At 56.0% G+C, this 15,283-nt stretch carries 20 protein-coding genes and 1 pseudogene; 10 read left to right on the top strand and 11 right to left on the bottom strand.

Translation table 11 applies throughout. The annotated features are described in order from the left end of the window. The first annotated feature begins 99 nt into the window (after nt 1-99). Both KGA97_RS16510 and KGA97_RS16505 read left to right on the top strand, forming a co-directional pair. Nucleotides 100-795 carry a tRNA (adenine(22)-N(1))-methyltransferase gene (locus tag KGA97_RS16510; protein WP_280164027.1) on the top strand — a complete coding sequence of 232 codons (696 nt, stop codon included), beginning with the start codon at nt 100-102 and terminating at the stop codon, nt 793-795. Between the two features lie 216 nt (nt 796-1,011). After that, nucleotides 1,012-1,782, top strand: a complete 771-nt coding sequence (locus KGA97_RS16505; RefSeq protein ID WP_223481105.1) for a GIY-YIG nuclease family protein — start codon at nt 1,012-1,014, stop codon at nt 1,780-1,782. An 86-nt stretch (nt 1,783-1,868) separates the two neighbouring features. Here the strand turns inward: KGA97_RS16505 and KGA97_RS16500 are convergent, their stop codons facing one another. From KGA97_RS16500 to KGA97_RS16485, 4 genes are read right to left on the bottom strand one after another with little or no spacing between them, the layout of a single operon-like run. Further along, nucleotides 1,869-2,051: a DUF1289 domain-containing protein gene (locus KGA97_RS16500; protein WP_008033373.1), complete on the bottom strand. Its 183-nt coding sequence runs from the start codon at nt 2,049-2,051 to the stop codon at nt 1,869-1,871. A 2-nt stretch (nt 2,052-2,053) separates the two neighbouring features. Continuing rightward, entirely contained in the window at nt 2,054-2,410 is a 357-nt protein-coding gene (locus KGA97_RS16495; RefSeq protein ID WP_223481104.1) for a hypothetical protein, read from the bottom strand. Nucleotides 2,411-2,449: 39 nt separating this feature from the next. Then, nucleotides 2,450-3,358 carry a CDF family Co(II)/Ni(II) efflux transporter DmeF gene (dmeF, locus tag KGA97_RS16490; RefSeq protein WP_223481103.1) on the bottom strand — a complete coding sequence of 303 codons (909 nt, stop codon included), beginning with the start codon at nt 3,356-3,358 and terminating at the stop codon, nt 2,450-2,452. A gap of 16 nt (nt 3,359-3,374) precedes the next feature. Beyond that, entirely contained in the window at nt 3,375-3,650 is a 276-nt protein-coding gene (locus tag KGA97_RS16485; protein WP_008033367.1) for a metal/formaldehyde-sensitive transcriptional repressor, read from the bottom strand. A gap of 504 nt (nt 3,651-4,154) precedes the next feature. On the opposite strand from KGA97_RS16485, the gene KGA97_RS16480 reads away from it, so the two are divergent. Then, on the top strand, nt 4,155-4,427 hold the full coding sequence (locus KGA97_RS16480) for a hypothetical protein (RefSeq protein WP_008030842.1): 273 nt from the start codon (nt 4,155-4,157) through the stop codon (nt 4,425-4,427). A gap of 117 nt (nt 4,428-4,544) precedes the next feature. Here KGA97_RS16480 and KGA97_RS16475 read toward each other — a convergent pair whose 3' ends face one another. The 3 genes and pseudogenes from KGA97_RS16475 to KGA97_RS16465 form a co-directional block, all read right to left on the bottom strand. After that, nucleotides 4,545-5,354, bottom strand: coding sequence for an NYN domain-containing protein (locus KGA97_RS16475; RefSeq protein ID WP_192229325.1), 810 nt, complete (start codon nt 5,352-5,354; stop codon nt 4,545-4,547). 312 nt (nt 5,355-5,666) lie between these two features. Continuing rightward, nucleotides 5,667-5,858, bottom strand: a complete 192-nt coding sequence (locus KGA97_RS16470; RefSeq protein WP_192229324.1) for a hypothetical protein — start codon at nt 5,856-5,858, stop codon at nt 5,667-5,669. Nucleotides 5,859-6,013: 155 nt separating this feature from the next. Then, nucleotides 6,014-6,136: pseudogene (locus KGA97_RS16465) on the bottom strand (IS5/IS1182 family transposase); the annotation flags it as partial. 400 nt (nt 6,137-6,536) lie between these two features. Between KGA97_RS16465 and arsN2 the strand changes: the two are divergent. From arsN2 to KGA97_RS16445, 4 genes are all read left to right on the top strand, one after another. After that, nucleotides 6,537-6,983 carry an arsenic resistance N-acetyltransferase ArsN2 gene (gene arsN2, locus KGA97_RS16460; protein ID WP_192229323.1) on the top strand — a complete coding sequence of 149 codons (447 nt, stop codon included), beginning with the start codon at nt 6,537-6,539 and terminating at the stop codon, nt 6,981-6,983. A 908-nt stretch (nt 6,984-7,891) separates the two neighbouring features. Further along, the gene (locus KGA97_RS16455; protein ID WP_008033362.1) at nt 7,892-8,170 is read left to right on the top strand and encodes a DUF2790 domain-containing protein; all 279 of its coding nucleotides are present in this window, start codon (nt 7,892-7,894) and stop codon (nt 8,168-8,170) included. A gap of 238 nt (nt 8,171-8,408) precedes the next feature. After that, nucleotides 8,409-9,056 (top strand): hypothetical protein, encoded by a 648-nt coding sequence (locus KGA97_RS16450; RefSeq protein ID WP_223481102.1) that lies wholly within the window; start codon nt 8,409-8,411, stop codon nt 9,054-9,056. A gap of 89 nt (nt 9,057-9,145) precedes the next feature. Further along, nucleotides 9,146-9,352, top strand: coding sequence for a co-regulatory protein PtrA N-terminal domain-containing protein (locus KGA97_RS16445; protein ID WP_008033360.1), 207 nt, complete (start codon nt 9,146-9,148; stop codon nt 9,350-9,352). Between the two features lie 361 nt (nt 9,353-9,713). On the opposite strand, the gene KGA97_RS16435 is transcribed toward KGA97_RS16445, so the two are convergent. From KGA97_RS16435 to KGA97_RS16425, 3 genes are all read right to left on the bottom strand, one after another. Further along, nucleotides 9,714-10,334 (bottom strand): LysE family translocator, encoded by a 621-nt coding sequence (locus KGA97_RS16435; protein ID WP_008024109.1) that lies wholly within the window; start codon nt 10,332-10,334, stop codon nt 9,714-9,716. Between the two features lie 48 nt (nt 10,335-10,382). Continuing rightward, on the bottom strand, nt 10,383-10,877 hold the full coding sequence (locus tag KGA97_RS16430; RefSeq protein ID WP_008044189.1) for a PaaI family thioesterase: 495 nt from the start codon (nt 10,875-10,877) through the stop codon (nt 10,383-10,385). An 89-nt stretch (nt 10,878-10,966) separates the two neighbouring features. Further along, on the bottom strand, nt 10,967-11,371 hold the full coding sequence (locus KGA97_RS16425) for a RidA family protein (protein ID WP_008024112.1): 405 nt from the start codon (nt 11,369-11,371) through the stop codon (nt 10,967-10,969). A gap of 132 nt (nt 11,372-11,503) precedes the next feature. On the opposite strand from KGA97_RS16425, the gene KGA97_RS16420 reads away from it, so the two are divergent. From KGA97_RS16420 to KGA97_RS16410, 3 genes are all read left to right on the top strand, one after another. Further along, the gene (locus KGA97_RS16420; RefSeq protein ID WP_223481101.1) at nt 11,504-12,430 is read left to right on the top strand and encodes a LysR family transcriptional regulator; all 927 of its coding nucleotides are present in this window, start codon (nt 11,504-11,506) and stop codon (nt 12,428-12,430) included. 136 nt (nt 12,431-12,566) lie between these two features. Beyond that, the gene (locus KGA97_RS16415) at nt 12,567-13,235 is read left to right on the top strand and encodes an ATPase (RefSeq protein WP_223481100.1); all 669 of its coding nucleotides are present in this window, start codon (nt 12,567-12,569) and stop codon (nt 13,233-13,235) included. A 121-nt stretch (nt 13,236-13,356) separates the two neighbouring features. Next, nucleotides 13,357-14,139 (top strand): DeoR/GlpR family DNA-binding transcription regulator, encoded by a 783-nt coding sequence (locus tag KGA97_RS16410; protein ID WP_008044193.1) that lies wholly within the window; start codon nt 13,357-13,359, stop codon nt 14,137-14,139. A 24-nt stretch (nt 14,140-14,163) separates the two neighbouring features. On the opposite strand, the gene KGA97_RS16405 is transcribed toward KGA97_RS16410, so the two are convergent. Beyond that, nucleotides 14,164-15,063: a bestrophin family protein gene (locus tag KGA97_RS16405; RefSeq protein ID WP_223481099.1), complete on the bottom strand. Its 900-nt coding sequence runs from the start codon at nt 15,061-15,063 to the stop codon at nt 14,164-14,166. Nucleotides 15,064-15,283: the final 220 nt, after the last annotated feature.

Here is a 15,283-nt window from a genome sequence, read left to right as displayed (position 1 = left end):
CCCGTGCCGGCGCTTTACCCTGCCACCCTCACCAAGCATCATGTGCGGCCCGCACTCATGCCAACGGTGCCGGACATCCGTGGTGAAAAGGAACTGCAGTTGAACGAACAGACATTGTCCATGCGCCTGGAGCGCGTGGCTGCGCATATGCCAGCCGGTGCGCGCCTGGCCGATATCGGCTCGGATCATGCCTACTTGCCGGTGGCGTTGATGCGCCGTGGCGCCATCGCATCGGCGGTGGCGGGCGAGGTGGCATTGACGCCGTTCCACTCGGCCGAACGCACCGTGCGCGAAAACGGTCTGGACCAGCACATCACCGTGCGCCTGGCCGATGGCCTGGCGGCAATCGAGCCGGGCGACGGGATCACCGCGATCAGCCTCTGCGGCATGGGCGGCGAGACGATCCGCGACATCCTCGACAGCGGCAAGGCGCACCTGAGCGGCCAGGAGCGCTTGATCCTGCAGCCCAACGGCGGCGAGCAGCCACTGCGCCAATGGCTGATGGAAAATGGCTACCGCATCCTCTGCGAGGAAGTGCTGCGCGAAAACCGTTTCGACTACGAAATCATCGTCGCCGAGCGCGCCGGACCGGTGACGTACACCGCCGAAGAACTGTACTTCGGCCCGCTGCAGATGCAGGCACGCACCCCGGCATTCCTGGTCAAATGGCAGCGCATCCTGCGTCACAAGCAACAAACCCTGACCCAGTTCGCCCACGCGCGGCAGGCTGTGCCGGAGGAGAAGGTGCAGGATGTTGCCAGGCAGGCGCGGTGGATTAGCGAGTTGTTGGCTTGAGTGCGTTTCCCCGGGTTTGTATGGAAGCTAGCCGGGCGGATATTCCTCAACGGTGTAGACGCATCTGAGGGCCATTAATGGTTGATAGCGGCCTGTCGCGAGGGGCGGCGAACGACCCATTGCGGACATTCCTTGTTGATGGAAATATCCATAGCGCTCAATGTGATGGCCCTTGCCAGGAAAGCGCTGCGGAGCTTAACGGATGGATCATGATCAATGACTACGGACAGAGAAGCGATCAAGCACGCCAGGACTCTGAAGCTCTCGCTACAAGCGGCGATTGACTTGGGCGAAATCACCAGCAGAGAACAACTGCTTAACCTGGCTGCCGGGTGCGGATTGACAGTTACGAGAAATGGGAAGGGCTACGCTGGCTTTCGTTGTGAAAGCGGAAAACGGCTACGCGTACACTTCAATTTTGGAGGCCACCCAGTTCGGATATCCAAAGAGCGTAAATCTAGAAAGTCCACACTTGGAGGCACTTGGATTTATGCCCTCACCGCTCAAAGCCAAGATGGCACACGCAAGGCCTGTTACGTCGGACAAACCGTCAATCTGAGAAAGCGCTTCAGAGACCATTTCATGCGGCCTCGTCCTGGCTACTCCTCATTTGCTTTGGTTGAATGGGCCGCATTAGAAAAAGTCGATATTCGAGTAACGGTGTTGAGCTGGATTGTGGGTGGTCAGTCGATTAGAACTCGATTTGAAGGCTACTGGATTAGCCTGGCCTCCCAAGCTGGCTTCGAAACACCAGATGTCCATCGCTGGGGAAACCTCCCTGCATCGGACAACCCGATAGGCCAACCAAAAATCTGGCCCACCGCAGACATCGTTGCAGCGTCAATTCCGCTCGCCATAGCAGCAACGGAAAAGCTCGATTTCTACCCACTTTTCTCTAATGAGGAGCTGTCTGAATTAGATTCTGGGGGGCAACTGGATCTACATCTGGGGTTGGCCGAAACACCAGACCACATCGTATTTTTTTAAGATTTTTGAAGTTGAAGCGCACCCATTTTCCTAGCCAAATGTAGTCTGCCCCTGAAATCCCAATCGCGGTCTTCCAGTTCAAGCGACTATCCCTGCGCTTTCTTCAACCCTTTCAAGCGCACATTCGCCCGTTGCACAGCGGCCATTTTTTCAGGCCGCTTCATGCGTTTCCACTTTCTGATGTCTTCCTTGCTCCGCCCACAACTCACACACAGATCGCCACTCAGTTGGCAAACCGAGATGCAGGGGTTTTCGATTTCTTTAGCCATCGTCAATAACCCTTGGCCAGACGCTTCTGCCAATCGCCACCGTGAGTGCGCTGGCATTCTTCCTCGGAGTCAAAGCGGACATTAATATCTGAAGGGCTCAGATCGATGTTGGCCTCATTCAAGGCGATGGCCGTCAGCTCAAAGATGCGTGTCTTCGCGTTAACCTGGGCGAGCTTTTTGTCAGCGAGGGTTTCGAACACCCAGATCACCTTCAGGGTTTCAACCAATGCGTTCAGGTCAGTGATGTGGGTGAGCCAGGTAAAACCCTTGATTTCACCTTTTGCTGTTTCGCACGCATCAGTGAGCGTGGCAATCAATCGGCGTTCGATCCGCGCCAGTTCACGTTTCCCTGGGGGCATTACGGTTTCCTTTGGAGGCAGTGGAGGGGAGGCGCTGAATCAGGCCGGTCGAAACTCGACCGTCAGATGGCTGACTTCATGAACCGGCTTCAGACGTTCACGAATGCTGTCGGCGTTCGCAGTGGCTTCACCAAGGACGCTGACGATGGCCGCATGAGCTTGTGGTCCAACTCGCCAGACGTGCAAGTCAGTGATGGTGGCATCCCCAGGTTTCTCAACCAGTTCACGGATTTCCTCGGCAACGTGTGCGTCTGTCTGATCCAGCAGTACACCTGCGGTGACCCCCATCAAGATCCATGCCCAGCGCGCGATAACGATAGCGCCGACAATGCCCATGACCGGGTCCAGCCACACCCAACCGAGATACCGGCCGGCGAGCAGTGCAGCAATGGCCAGAACCGAAGTCAGCGCGTCCGCGATGACGTGGACGTAGGCCGATTTCAGGTTGTTGTCGTTCCCATGATGGGCATGATCGTGATCGTGCCCATGACTATGTCCGTGACCCAGCAGCAGAGCACTGACAATGTTGACGATCAAGCCGGCAATCGCGATGAGCGTCGCGGTGCCGAACTGAACTTCCGTCGGCTGCAAGAGACGTATGACGGACTCAACGCCAATTCCCAGGGAGACCATACCGAGAATCAGCGCCGAGGCAAACCCGCCCAAGTCTCCAACCTTTCCGGTGCCGAAACTGTAGCGCTGGCTGAAAGCGTGGCGTTTTGCGTATCCATAAGCGGCCGCCGCGATGCCCAATGCGCCGGCATGGGTTGCCATGTGAAAGCCATCGGCCAGTAACGCCATCGAGCCCGTCATGTACCCGGCGGTGATCTCGCCAACCATCATCACAACGGTCAGTATCACAACCCAAAGCGTACGCTTGGCATTTTCGTCGTGCGCTGAGCCAAGGAACATGTGGTCGTGTGTGTAGTTGATGTTGGAGCTGCTCATGAGTGTGTACCTGCGTTCACTTGGAGTAACGGCGAATGGCCTCAAGAAGTTCTTCGACGCCCTTGTTACGCTCCTCTTCGCTGAGAGCTGGGTTCGCGACATGCTCCCGCGCGTGGTCCTCGATGATTTCCTCCATCAAACCGTTGATGGCTCCGCGGGTAGCGGCAACAAGATGCAGTGTTTTGGCACAATCGAGATCCGATTCCAATGCCCGTTCAACGGCTTGGATTTGCCCGGCGATACGTTTTACGCGTTTGAGAAGATCGCCTTTGTTTGCTGCAATATGGCCCATGGGATACCCCCCCTACCTATATATTGCGCATGATAGGCATACCCCCTATACCTATGCAATGTCAGGGGCGGAGAGGGCATCTATAACCCCTGGCAGGAAAAAGGCGTCATTTGCGTGGGGGAAATCGAGAGGACCTGGAATGAGCGCTTCAGTCGATAGCAGTCGCCCACGGAAGGGGCGTAAAGGTCCTAGGACGCTATAAAAATTCCTACACAAACCTCGGAATGCGTCACCTTTCCCGCCGTTCTGATGAAGCCTATATTCCTACCCGTCGCCCAAAATGGCGATCAGGTTTGGCGACCTGATATACGAGTGCGAGGGCTGCCTGCTCATTTGCAGGCGTCATCGCATCCGCAAAACCGTTGTACTATGGCGGTTGCGCGCGGGAGACCTTCGGGTCTGCCGGTTACTCGTTCCCGGTTCGCCAACCTGCGCGCAACTGCCACCCTATTCGTTTGGCGACGATCTGTTGGCGGTCTCCTCTAACTGAACGAGATCTCACCTATGGAAAGATACATGCCCCTCACCGGAATCGACCTGGTTCCGGCCTCGCTGCTCATCGACACCGAAGCCCCACTCGACGTACTACAAGCCGCCGCTGACTACCGAATTCGCGCGGTTACTCAGGTGCTGGAGAACATTGCCTTTCGCGCCGAGATTGGTTGCGACACGGTGGTGTTGTCGGACTTCTCCAAACTGCTGGCCATTCCGTTGCGCGATGGCTGTGATTTAATGGATGTTATTGGTCGGCGATTGCGGGCGCAGACGAAGGAGTGAATGAAAACGGGCGCTGAAGGCGCCCGTTTTTTTCAACTATAAAAAAGATCTGACATCTTCATTATGCGGCATAATTTTTCTCCGCTTTCGGCCAAAAGCGGACGTTGGTGGCAGGTGCTACGAGCTTGGCTGTCGGTGCCGGGCATAGAGTATTGAACCGCTCACTCCCGACGTTCCTCTCATTTGCAGTTCAAAAATATCCGGATACCCCTTGATCAACTCACTGAGTTTTTTATAACCATGGGTGCGGGGATCGAATTCAGGTCTCAATTTGCTGATGTTGGCGCCCAGCGCACCCAAGTGAGCCCAGCCGTCCTCGTCGGCAATGTCATCCAAGATCTTTGCAATGAAACTTACGGGTGCCTTGGGTAGCTTCTTTACCTCTAGGGTACTGGCGACTTTGACGGCCTGGATTGCGGCGGATGACTCGGGATCGGGTCGATCATGCCCATTGCTCGAAGCAACAAGCACTTCACTGCGCAGCAATTCGGTATAGATGAACTTGTCGCAGGCTGACACAAACGGTCTTGGGGTTTTTTCTTCACCAAACCCGTAGACGGTCAAACCTTCTTCACGTAGCCGCGAAGCGAGGCGTGTGAAGTCACTGTCGCTCGAAACCAGGCAGAAGCCGTTGAAGCGTCGGGTGTACAGCAGGTCCATTGCGTCGATGATCAAGGCGCTGTCTGTTGCGTTCTTACCTTTGGTATACGCGAACTGTTGGATGGGCTGAATCGAATGGTCGAGTAGCACCTTTTTCCATCCACCCAACTGAGGACCAGTCCAGTCGCCATAGATCCGCTTGACGTTGGCGACGCCATACTTGGCGATCTCTTCGAACAAACCTTCAACAATTGCTGCGGGGGCATTGTCGGCGTCGATCAACACTGCCAAATGTTTTTGGGTGGGAGTGGGAGCGTGGATGGCCATGGGTCGTCCTTGAGTTGAGGGCTCCAACATACCGTTAAATCACGGATGAACAAAGGGTCCACGACTTCGCGCTAGTGTGATGTTCGCGAAATAATTCTCTCCATACGTGCACTAGACTTCAGGTGCCATTCCTACCTTGGAGAATTCCTGGTGAGCGCCTTGAAAATTACGCACCGGCGAACACACGATGTAATGGAAACTCAGGTACGTGGGTAAGTTATTTTGAAAACAGCATGATAGGGATATCGGAGTATCGAATTCTGCACTAATACTGGAAATCAGCATGCGACATGCATTATGAGTACCTTAATATTAGGATCTAGCGATAAACATCCAGACGAAGAAAATAAGCTCTAGTACAACCAGAACGGCCAGCGCCTTATTAAAAAATTTGAATGCTTCACCTATAGGCTTTCCTGTGGCCTTTCTGTGATCGACAAATGAGTGGGTCGCGAATGCTAGTGCCGGTATAAAACCTAACAAGAACCACGCAAAATCAGCCATTAGCGACACTCCTCAACCTTTCTTTACGGAAGCTCAGATCAACTTGCAAGGTACCTGCCACGAGTTGAAAGTTCCATGACGTTCAGTGCCAAGTTATCGCGAAAGCATCCTATTCTCGGGCTTTTCAGCCCATTTCTATGCGCTACACGCGCAACTCACCCATACCCATCAGCCATCCACAGGTTGGACACGGCGAACAGAGTGGCCAACTGAGCGGTGTTCTTCATCACTCCACGATAGCGTACCTTCAGGTAACCGAACTGGCGCCTGATCACCCGAAGCGCGACCGCCCCGGTACGTTTGGAACGCAGAGGGAGAGGAAATCTTGAGTAAGATCCGGTGAGCACACGAGGTGATGGAGGCGAAGGTGCGTGGGTAAGTTATTTCGAAAACAGCACACTATAGTGCGTGTTTACCAACGGCTACGAGTTTGCGGTAATGTGCAAAACGGAACCGGTTAAACAATGACTTTCAATCGACCGACAGCGGTCGGTAATCAGAGGCTGCTTTGGGTCGGTTGCGTCCTTCGCGACAGACAACATTCGACCCATAGCTGCCGGTGGCGAAAGGCAGAAAACGACCCGAAGCAGACGAATTCCAGTGCCGTTCTCGATTGATCGGGGATAAAGATTGAGCGTGCTAGCATTGAGGTCAGAGAGCCTAGTAAGAGCACTGACGATGCAGATGATTAAAGTAGGAGCGAGCGGTTTGAATCAGCTCCGTGCGTCTTTGAGTCAAGCTGGATTACCCTACGATGATGTGAGCGATCCCGGGCGGCAGTTCTACCGATTCGACGTGGATGGGGAATTGGTTGCTTATGGTGGGTTGGAGGGCTCGGGCCCCGATCTCCTACTGCGCTCTATGGTCGTTTGCGAGAAACATCGCGGTGCGGGACTGGGTACGGCGGTGTTGTCGGAACTGGAACAATACGCGGTCTCCCGAGGCGCAGCTCGACTGCATTTGCTGACCCAAAGTGCTGTTAATTTTTTCACGGCAAATGGGTACGAACTGCTTGATAGGGGTAAGGCGCCTGTCGCAATTACCCAGACAGCTCAGTTCAAGCATTTGTGCCCTTCGTCAGCAAGCTACCTGCGGAAAACTTTAAGCAGATCCCTTCTGCGCTGAGTGAACCATCGAAACGCTGCTGTTTCATTGCTAGTGTTGGTAGCCAGCGCCCGCTTCTGGCCTATTGTTGCCGTTCACGAGCGACTGCATTCGGCCAGATACCGTCATCAATGGCTCAGTGAAAATCATACAAACCATCATCATCAATGATGCTCGCCAGCTGCCCCCTTGGACTCGAGCAATGGATATCGCTTGGATGAATGGCAGTTCCTTACCCTGCGGGACGTCTGGAAATCAGCTGTACTTAAATTCTGACATCGAGTTCCTGGAGATCAGATTATGAGAAAGCACAGGACGTTTGGTTGGGTAGCGATGATTTTTCTTCTGGTGGCGAACGGGGCAGCTTGGGCGGCCACCGAACGAGCCGAGACGCGTCGTTCCGCGCGCGATGTCAGGCAGGAGACGCGCCAGGGTGCGCGTGAGACGAAACAGGATTGTCGAGCAGCCGATGCCCAGAGCAATCCCGGTTGCCGACAAGACAAGCGACAAACGAAGCAGGAAGGACGTCAAAAAGCCCGGGATATCAAGTACTGAACCTGGACGCTCGAACGACGGAAACTGGCCGATTTCGGCCAGTCATGGACGGCAGAAATCGGCCAATACCCGATACTTCTCACCCTGGCTCGCAGACGTTTTCGGTCCATGTGCCGTCACAGCCAGCACGTGAAATCTTGCTCGAAAATCCGTCATAACATGTTATGACCTCACTCAAAAATGCCGTTTGGCCCAACAAATACGGCGTTTAATGGACGAATGGTCGTAAGGCGTCAAGCGCGGGGAATTGCTAGGGGCCTGAAGCCACTACAGGCGACTCAGATCGGCGCGTTCGTCGCGGTGAAGTGAACTTCACTTTGATCACGTGTCACATTAAGTCCTCGTTAAGAGAACTTCAGTGGAGGTATAGCCTTATGAACATGGCCACAATTGTCAGTGCCGTGATTTCCAGTCTCGCGCCAACTGTCTTCGACCAGAACGGCCTGCAAGAACCCGGCGCGCATGTCTCAGCCGTCGATTACCACTACGGTATGGAAATCGATGTGAAGCGGGTACTGCAGCGCACTGATACATCCAACAAGACAGGCGTGGTACCGGTGACCCTGGTCTATGAAGACAGCCTGGGTGAGGTTCACAAGATCCGTTTCCTCGAATGGGGCGCAAGCCCGGCAAATCCCACCAGCATTGCCTGATCCGCTCGCCGATAGGGTTCTGGATCTCGCCGACCCCAGAAGCGGAAGTTAAACCTCATATGCACTAAGTACGGATGATTAAAAGTTCATTCGCGAAAATAACTATTATCCTGGCAGCGTAACACTGCGAGATTATTTAATAATAATTGTTGGATCCTAATTACAATCAGCAACGGCAAACTCCAATCAGTCTGTGCCGAGAACTATGTTGATTCACTATTGAAGTCAAGAGGTAACCATGGAACTTAGTATGATTTCTTCGTCCACCGTGGAATATTTTCGTTTGGGCGTTGTATATTTCCATCTTATCGCCTGCTGTGTTGCAATCGGTCTTGTCTTGACCAGTGACGTTGCAATGGTCAAGCAACTCCTGAAGGGGGACGTGTCGGGTCACCATGATGACGCACATATGGAAAGCCTTCAAAAAACCGTCGTACTTGCACTTGTAGCCCTTTGGATTACGGGCATTGGCATTATCGGGATCGATTATGCCGGCAAGGGGATGGAGTATTTCCAGAATCCAAAGTTGCAAGCAAAAATCGGGATCGTTGTACTGCTGACATTTAACGGCTTCCTGTTGCATAGCGCTGTATTGCCAGCGCTGAAAAAAGCCGGTTCGTTACTTGAACTTTCCTTCAGCCTTCGCATGCTGGCGCTGTTCTCGGGTGCGCTCTCTGGTGTGTCGTGGTTCTATGCCGCCATGTTGGGTGTTGGTCGTCCTCTCGCCTGGAAATACTCGCTGATCGAGTTGCTGGCAGCCTATCCGGTTCTCATCGTTGGTGGATTCGCAATGATGGTGTTGCTCACCGCCTGGGCAAAAAGCAGAGATACCGACGGGCGTATGGAGCAAGGCACCTGGACGCAACAAAACGCCGCCCTGGCTTAATGCTAAAGCCAGGTTGAATAAGCAAGTAATGCTTTAGCAAATAACTACCACTGTTATCTATTAATAAACTCTTACTTGAGGATACCCAAATGAAATCCATGAAAGTTCTTTTCGTCGCCGCCGCTCTGACCGCTTCCACTCTGGCTATGGCCACAGGTGGCGGTGATCGGACCTTCACACGCATGGAGTCGGCCCGGAAAGTCTCGATGGAAGCCTTCCAGGTTGCACAGAAACAGAAGGCTGAAGCCGCTGTTGCCGAAAGCAAAGCCAAGGCGACCGATCGCACCAACGGCTGATCTGTGTAGCGCGTCCCCAGGCTGACAGAAGTAGGCGGGTTGCGCTCAACGGCAACAACCTGTTCGACAAGCGCTACTACGCCACCATCGGTACCGAAACCTTCGGCAACTACTACGGTGATCCACGCAACTTTATGGTGTCGGTCAAAGCGAGTTTTTAACGCAGGCCGCGCAGTAAACAACGCGTAACCCGTGAACGAAATGCCCGCTTCGCAAGAGGCGGGCATTTTTTTGGGTTCTTCACACAGTCCCGGGAAACACAAAACTGTAGGAGCCGGCTTGCCGGCGATGTGGTCTTGAACTTTACGTTGCCCGTTCGGACGTCATCGCCGGCAAGCCGGCTCCTGCAGGGGAGCGCTGTTCATCGCTTGCTGAACGCCAACCGCGCTGCAAACAGAACAAAGATCATGCCCGTCGTGCGGTCCATCCACTTGATGACTTTTTCACGCCGCAGCACCAGGGCGAGTGGTTGTGTAGCGCGAATCAACGTCAACGACCAGATCAAACCGAGCACCACGTGAATGCTGACCAGGCCAAAAGTCCAGGCAATCAGCGAATGGCCCTGGGGAATGAACTGTGGGAGAAAAGAGACGTAAAAGATGCCGATTTTCGGGTTGAGCACATTCCCCATCATGCCTTTCAGGAACCAGTTGGCCGTTGGTTTTGCGTCGGTTTCGAGGGGCGACAGCGAGCGGCGCGGGCGCAACAGCATGTTCAGGCCCAGCCACGCCAGGTAAGCGGCGCCGCAGTATTTCAGGACGTTGAAGGCCAGTTCCGAGACCGCAATCAACGCGCCCAGACCAAAAGCGACCGCAGCGCCCCACAGAAAGCAGCCGGCATTGATGCCCAATGCCGCGCGGAAGGCCTGTTGTCGGCCTTCCACCGTTGCGGTTCGCAGGATCAATGCGGTATCGAGGCCGGGCGTCAGTGTCAGCAACGTGGCCGCGAAGGTAAACGCGAGAAGATTGTCGGCGATGGACATGGGCGTGCGCTTCCAAAAGAGGATGCGCGCACGTTATCACGCGGCGACCTATCGGTTGTGCGCGACGTCGGCCAATTGAGCGGTGTCCACGCGAACAAAAGTGGAGTCGCCCACCGCCGTGAGCACATCCCCGGCGTAGATCTCGCAGATGACCCGGGTCTTGCGCCCGACATCACCTTCGACCTTCGCTCGCAGGGTCAGCGGAACGCCCATCGGCGTCGGCTTGATGAACTTGATGCCGAGGTTGCCCGTGACGCAATTGATGCGCGGAAGGCTGGCGGCGTCGCGGTTTTCCGCCCGGTAGTGATAGGCCATGGCGGTCCAGTTGGAATGGCAATCCACCAACATCGCGATCAAACCGCCGTAGACCAGATCCGGCCAGCCGCAATACCTGGCGTCGGGCACGTGCTCGGCGATGACATGCTCGCCGTCTTCATGCCAGTAGCTCTTGACGTGCAGCCCATGCGGGTTGCGGCTGCCACAGCCATAACAAACGCCTTCCGGCGCCGCGGTGTCTTGCAGGGAAATGTCGGGTGTGGACATGCCTGGGTCATCCTCAAAAGTGTGGGCTGAACATTTTCCGATTCTAACGCCGAACGGAAAACGCGTTCATCCCCTGTGCAGGCGTCAGTTCATTCCTCGGCGGTGTCTGGAAGCCTGGCAATCACCTTGATCTCGAATTGAAAGCCATACAGCCACGTTACGCCGACTCCGGTCAACGTCGGGTGCGGTGCGTTACCCCAGAACTCCGGCACGATCTTCCAGATGGTTTCGAAGGTCGATTCGGGGTCGACGATGAACACGGTGACATCAATCACATCGTCGAAGGTGCAACCGGCCGCCACGAGGATCGCGTTCAAATTGGTGAAGGCGAGCCGCACCTGTTTCTCCAGATCCGGTTCGGGCGATCCATCCTCAGCGCTGCCGACTTGCCCCGAGACGAACAAAAAGCCGTTGGAGCGAATAGCCGGCGAGTAGCGATTGCGCTCATATAGCGCCTGGCGTTTGGCTGGGAAAACAACATCGCGCTGCGTCATGAAAGGCCTCCATCAAGGGCTCTGTGTGAACGATGAAGGGACTGTAAGGACTTGCATCGGGGCGATAAACGAGCAACCTTGGCCAGCACTGTTTGTGATACCCAAACAATCCTATCGATACCTGGGGCTGCAATGGACCGTTTTGATGCAATGCAGGCATTCGCGCGCGTGGTGGAGGCGGGCAGTTTCACCAAGGCGGCCGAAACCCTGCACATGAGCAAGACCACCGTGACCCAACTGGTGCAGCAACTGGAGGCCCGGTTGCGCGTCAAGTTGCTCAACCGCACCACGCGCAAGGTCAACGTCACGGCTGATGGCGCGGTTTATTACGAGCGGGTGTTGCGGCTGCTGGCCGACATGGACGATGCCGAAACCAGCCTGTCCGGTGCGTCGACGTTGCCCAGAGGCCGGCTGCGCGTGGATGTGCCGAGCCCGCTGGCGAGGATGATTCTGGTGCCGGCATTGCCTGCGTTTTATGCGCGATACCCGGACATCCAGATCGACATGGGCGTCAGCGATCGCATCGTCGACATCATCGATGAAAATGTCGATTGCGTGGTGCGCGGCGGCGAGCTGATGGACCAGTCGCTGATGGCCCGGCGTGTCGCTGACCTGCCGCTTGGGGTGTTTGCAGCACCGAGCTATCTGGCTCGCGTCGGCGTGCCTTTGCATCCGCAAGAGCTGGAGGATTCGGATCATCGAGTCGTCGGCTTTTTGTGGGCGCGCACCGGCAAACCGGTGCCCTACGCGATGTACAACGAACGTGAGCGTGTGCAGGTCAAAGGACGTTATGTGCTGGCCGTCGATGATGGCAACGCATTTCTTGCGGCGGGCCTCGCCGGGCTCGGTGTGCTTTGGCTGCCCAAATACATGTCCCGGGACTACGAGGCTCGCGGTGAATTGGTACCGCTGTTCGAGGGCTGGAGTCTCGAGACGATGCCCTTGTATGTGGCCTTCCCGCCGAACCGGCACATCAGCCTGAAGCTGCGCGTGTTTATTGATTGGGTGGTCGAGTTGATGGCGCAGCATGCGCCGGTTGCTGATCGGCCGGGGGCATGAGGCTAGGGGGTAACGATCCCTTTTGCCGCAACCATTCGTTTGATCAATAACCATCATCAAGAATCGCAAGTTCTGTTTTTTCGCCAAGGGAGGAGGATAGCCACATACCGAATTCGCCACCGAAGGAACCTGCGCGATGAGAATCTCTACCCTGCTGGCCCTTGTCGCTGTCCTGACCGGCAGCGTTGCCGCCACCGTGCCGGCATACGCTGCCGAACAGTCCTGCCACTTCCCGCCGGTCGCCGACAGCGCCGCGACTTTGCAACACGCGCAATCAGTGGGCGTGCTCTACAGCGAAAACACCGTCAGCACCCTCGAATACCTTGAGCAGTACCACTCGGTCGCGCTGAACGGCGCGAAGAACCCGGAACTGGATTCACGCATCAGCAGCGCCTTCGTCAACAGCTCCGATCCGAAACGGGCGATCAACTGGCTGATGGGGTCGTTGCAGAAAGAGTTTGCCTCGGTGACGGTCTACGACAACCTCGATGCGCTGGTGCAGGCGCACCCGGACGTGGTGGTGATGCTCGACACTTACAGCCGTCTGGTGTCCAAGCGCAACAACCAGGTTGAAGCACGGTTCATGGCCAAATTCTACGACTCGAACCTGCAATACATCGGCAAGGCCGAGGGCTCGCGCACACAACAAATGCCTTCGGTCTGGGTGCATGGCAAAGCCGCACCGGAGATCGCCGCGCAGATCGATCAGCAAACCGTATTGCAAGTGAATGCACTGAAACAGTTCGACACCTCGCTGAAGGCGCTGGTGACCTCGGGCCATGTGGCTCAGGTCGCGATCAACTGACGCTTCACCGCAATCCTGTAGGAGCCGGCTTGCCTGCGATGGGGCCTCTGAACCCTACATCGATTGTGTTTGCACGAAGGTTTGGCTAATCTCGCACAAACCCGCAAACTCAGGCATAAACATGCACGACCATCACTCGGCCGCCGAACTCCCTCATCTGCGCCGGCAGAAAATCCTGCTGATCCTCGAACGTGACGGCAAGGTCATGGCCTCCGAGTTGAGTCAGCATTTCGCCGTCTCGGAAGACACCATCCGCCGCGATCTGTCGGAGTTGGCCACGGCAGGCCTGGTGCAACGTGTGCACGGCGGCGCGCTGCCTCGGCCCAAGGACACGGGCAAGGATTACTTCACGCGGGTCAGCGAAACCGATGAGGTGAAAACCCACCTCGCGCAGCTCGCCGCCAGTCGCGTGGAGAATGGCCAGATCGTGATGTTCGATTCCGGCACCACCACGCTGCAGATCGCGCGTTCGTTGCCTTCGGACATTTCCATCACCGCCATCACGACCTCGCCGATGACCGCCATCACCCTGGCCGAATACAAAGGCATCAAGGTGATTCTGGCAGGCGGGCAACTCAACCTCGCGACGATGTCAGTCAGCGGACACGAGACCCTGCGCTTGTTGCAGGGCATCAAGGCGGATGTGCTGTTCACCGGGGTTTGCGCGATTCATCCGCAAGTTGGCATCAGCTCGTTGCACTTCGATGAGGTGCCGGTGAAACAGGCGCTGCTCGACAGTGCTTCGCAGGTGATCGCCGTCACCACGGCGGACAAACTGGGCGCGGTCGAGCCGTTTGTGGTCGCGCCGTGCAACCGCATTCATACGCTGATCACCGAGCGCCATGTGGCGTCGGGCGATGTCGGGGATTATCGGAAACTGGGGATCGAGGTGGTTCAGGCGTAGGCCTGAACCTGTCCCTCTGGCGTTTCAGCTCAACACGAAATCGACGGGTTCAAGGGCCGGGGGAAGTTGCGTTTCACCCAGTGCCGCGAGGATTTCGCGCTCGATGTTGCGCACCATCGCATGGGTCGGCAGATCGTTTTCGTCACGCCCGAACGGGTCCTCCAATTCATCGCCAATCGCATCCAGGCCGAAGAACGTGTAGCTGACGATGGCGGTGAAAACCGGTGTCAGCCAGCCCAGCGACTCTGCCATGGCGAAGGGCAGCAAGAGGCAGAAAAGGTAGGTCGTGCGGTGCAGCAGCAGGGTGTAGGCGAAGGGCAGTGGGGTGTGCTTGATCCGTTCGCAAGCCGCTTGCGAACGGCTCAGGCTCGTCAGGTGGTTGGCCATGATCGTGTAGCGAAACTCACTGATGGCTTCGGACTCGCCGAGTGCTGAACATTGCTCACCGACATGGTTGAGAATACGTCCACTGATGTCCGGCGCGTTGTCGTCCGGCCTCGGCTCAAGCCACTCACCAGCCGCGTCCAATTCGCGCTTACCGTGCAATTTTGCGTTCAACGCGTGGGCGAACCCGCAAAGGTTGCGCAGGATGTTCTGCCGCGCGTGTGCGTCCTTGATCACTTGGGTTTCGCGGATCATCGAGCGGATCGCGACGATCATTTCGCCCCAGGCTTTACGTGCTTCGTACCAGCGGTCGTAACAGGCGTTGTTGCGAAAGCTCATGAAAATCGAGAGCGACAGGCCGAGCAAGGTGAATGGCGTCGCGTTCACTTTGGAGAAGTAGTTGGGGTGCAGGGTTTCCACGAGCACGATGATGGAAGCCAGCAGCGTCACCATCAGACAACGCAGCGCAATTTTCCTGGCAATCGAGCCCTTGAGCGAAGTGAGGATGTTGATCAGATTGGGTTTGGGGCGGACGATCATGGTGCTTTGCCTGTGTCGGAGGGCGCTGTTCACGAAATGAGTGCGCGCAGGCTAGAAGCAACGGGCCGGGGCGTCCAATCACTTTAGATGACCAGTTGATTGACAGAGTCTATGACAACGCCAAACGCCGACCTGTATCTGTAGGAGCGAGCCTGCTCGCGATGGACGTTAACGATAACGCGTTGTCCTGAATGAGCGCGGCGCCCTGAAGTCCATCGCG

The sequence above is a fragment of the Pseudomonas sp. BF-B-15 genome (genome assembly GCF_019946675.1).
Classification (GTDB): domain Bacteria; phylum Pseudomonadota; class Gammaproteobacteria; order Pseudomonadales; family Pseudomonadaceae; genus Aquipseudomonas; species Aquipseudomonas migulae.
The sequence above is the reverse complement of the archived record's forward strand: the minus strand, read 5'-3'. Positions and strand labels throughout refer to the sequence as shown.

Bases quoted from the DNA above. Each gene is read 5' to 3' on its own strand.
- KGA97_RS16505 (WP_223481105.1), top strand. From the start codon at position 1,012: ATGACTACGGACAGAGAAGCGATCAAGCACGCCAGGACTCTGAAGCTC.
- KGA97_RS16445 (WP_008033360.1), top strand. From the start codon at position 9,146: ATGAAATCCATGAAAGTTCTTTTCGTCGCCGCCGCTCTGACCGCTTCC.
- KGA97_RS16405 (WP_223481099.1), bottom strand. From the start codon at position 15,063: ATGATCGTCCGCCCCAAACCCAATCTGATCAACATCCTCACTTCGCTC.
- KGA97_RS16435 (WP_008024109.1), bottom strand. From the start codon at position 10,334: ATGTCCATCGCCGACAATCTTCTCGCGTTTACCTTCGCGGCCACGTTG.
- KGA97_RS16415 (WP_223481100.1), top strand. From the start codon at position 12,567: ATGAGAATCTCTACCCTGCTGGCCCTTGTCGCTGTCCTGACCGGCAGC.
- KGA97_RS16470 (WP_192229324.1), bottom strand. From the start codon at position 5,858: ATGGCTGATTTTGCGTGGTTCTTGTTAGGTTTTATACCGGCACTAGCA.
- KGA97_RS16410 (WP_008044193.1), top strand. From the start codon at position 13,357: ATGCACGACCATCACTCGGCCGCCGAACTCCCTCATCTGCGCCGGCAG.
- KGA97_RS16500 (WP_008033373.1), bottom strand. From the start codon at position 2,051: ATGGCTAAAGAAATCGAAAACCCCTGCATCTCGGTTTGCCAACTGAGT.
- KGA97_RS16495 (WP_223481104.1), bottom strand. From the start codon at position 2,410: ATGCCCCCAGGGAAACGTGAACTGGCGCGGATCGAACGCCGATTGATT.
- KGA97_RS16420 (WP_223481101.1), top strand. From the start codon at position 11,504: ATGGACCGTTTTGATGCAATGCAGGCATTCGCGCGCGTGGTGGAGGCG.
- arsN2 (WP_192229323.1), top strand. From the start codon at position 6,537: ATGCAGATGATTAAAGTAGGAGCGAGCGGTTTGAATCAGCTCCGTGCG.
- KGA97_RS16450 (WP_223481102.1), top strand. From the start codon at position 8,409: ATGGAACTTAGTATGATTTCTTCGTCCACCGTGGAATATTTTCGTTTG.
- KGA97_RS16455 (WP_008033362.1), top strand. From the start codon at position 7,892: ATGAACATGGCCACAATTGTCAGTGCCGTGATTTCCAGTCTCGCGCCA.
- dmeF (WP_223481103.1), bottom strand. From the start codon at position 3,358: ATGAGCAGCTCCAACATCAACTACACACACGACCACATGTTCCTTGGC.
- KGA97_RS16480 (WP_008030842.1), top strand. From the start codon at position 4,155: ATGGAAAGATACATGCCCCTCACCGGAATCGACCTGGTTCCGGCCTCG.
- KGA97_RS16425 (WP_008024112.1), bottom strand. From the start codon at position 11,371: ATGACGCAGCGCGATGTTGTTTTCCCAGCCAAACGCCAGGCGCTATAT.
- KGA97_RS16485 (WP_008033367.1), bottom strand. From the start codon at position 3,650: ATGGGCCATATTGCAGCAAACAAAGGCGATCTTCTCAAACGCGTAAAA.
- KGA97_RS16475 (WP_192229325.1), bottom strand. From the start codon at position 5,354: ATGGCCATCCACGCTCCCACTCCCACCCAAAAACATTTGGCAGTGTTG.
- KGA97_RS16430 (WP_008044189.1), bottom strand. From the start codon at position 10,877: ATGTCCACACCCGACATTTCCCTGCAAGACACCGCGGCGCCGGAAGGC.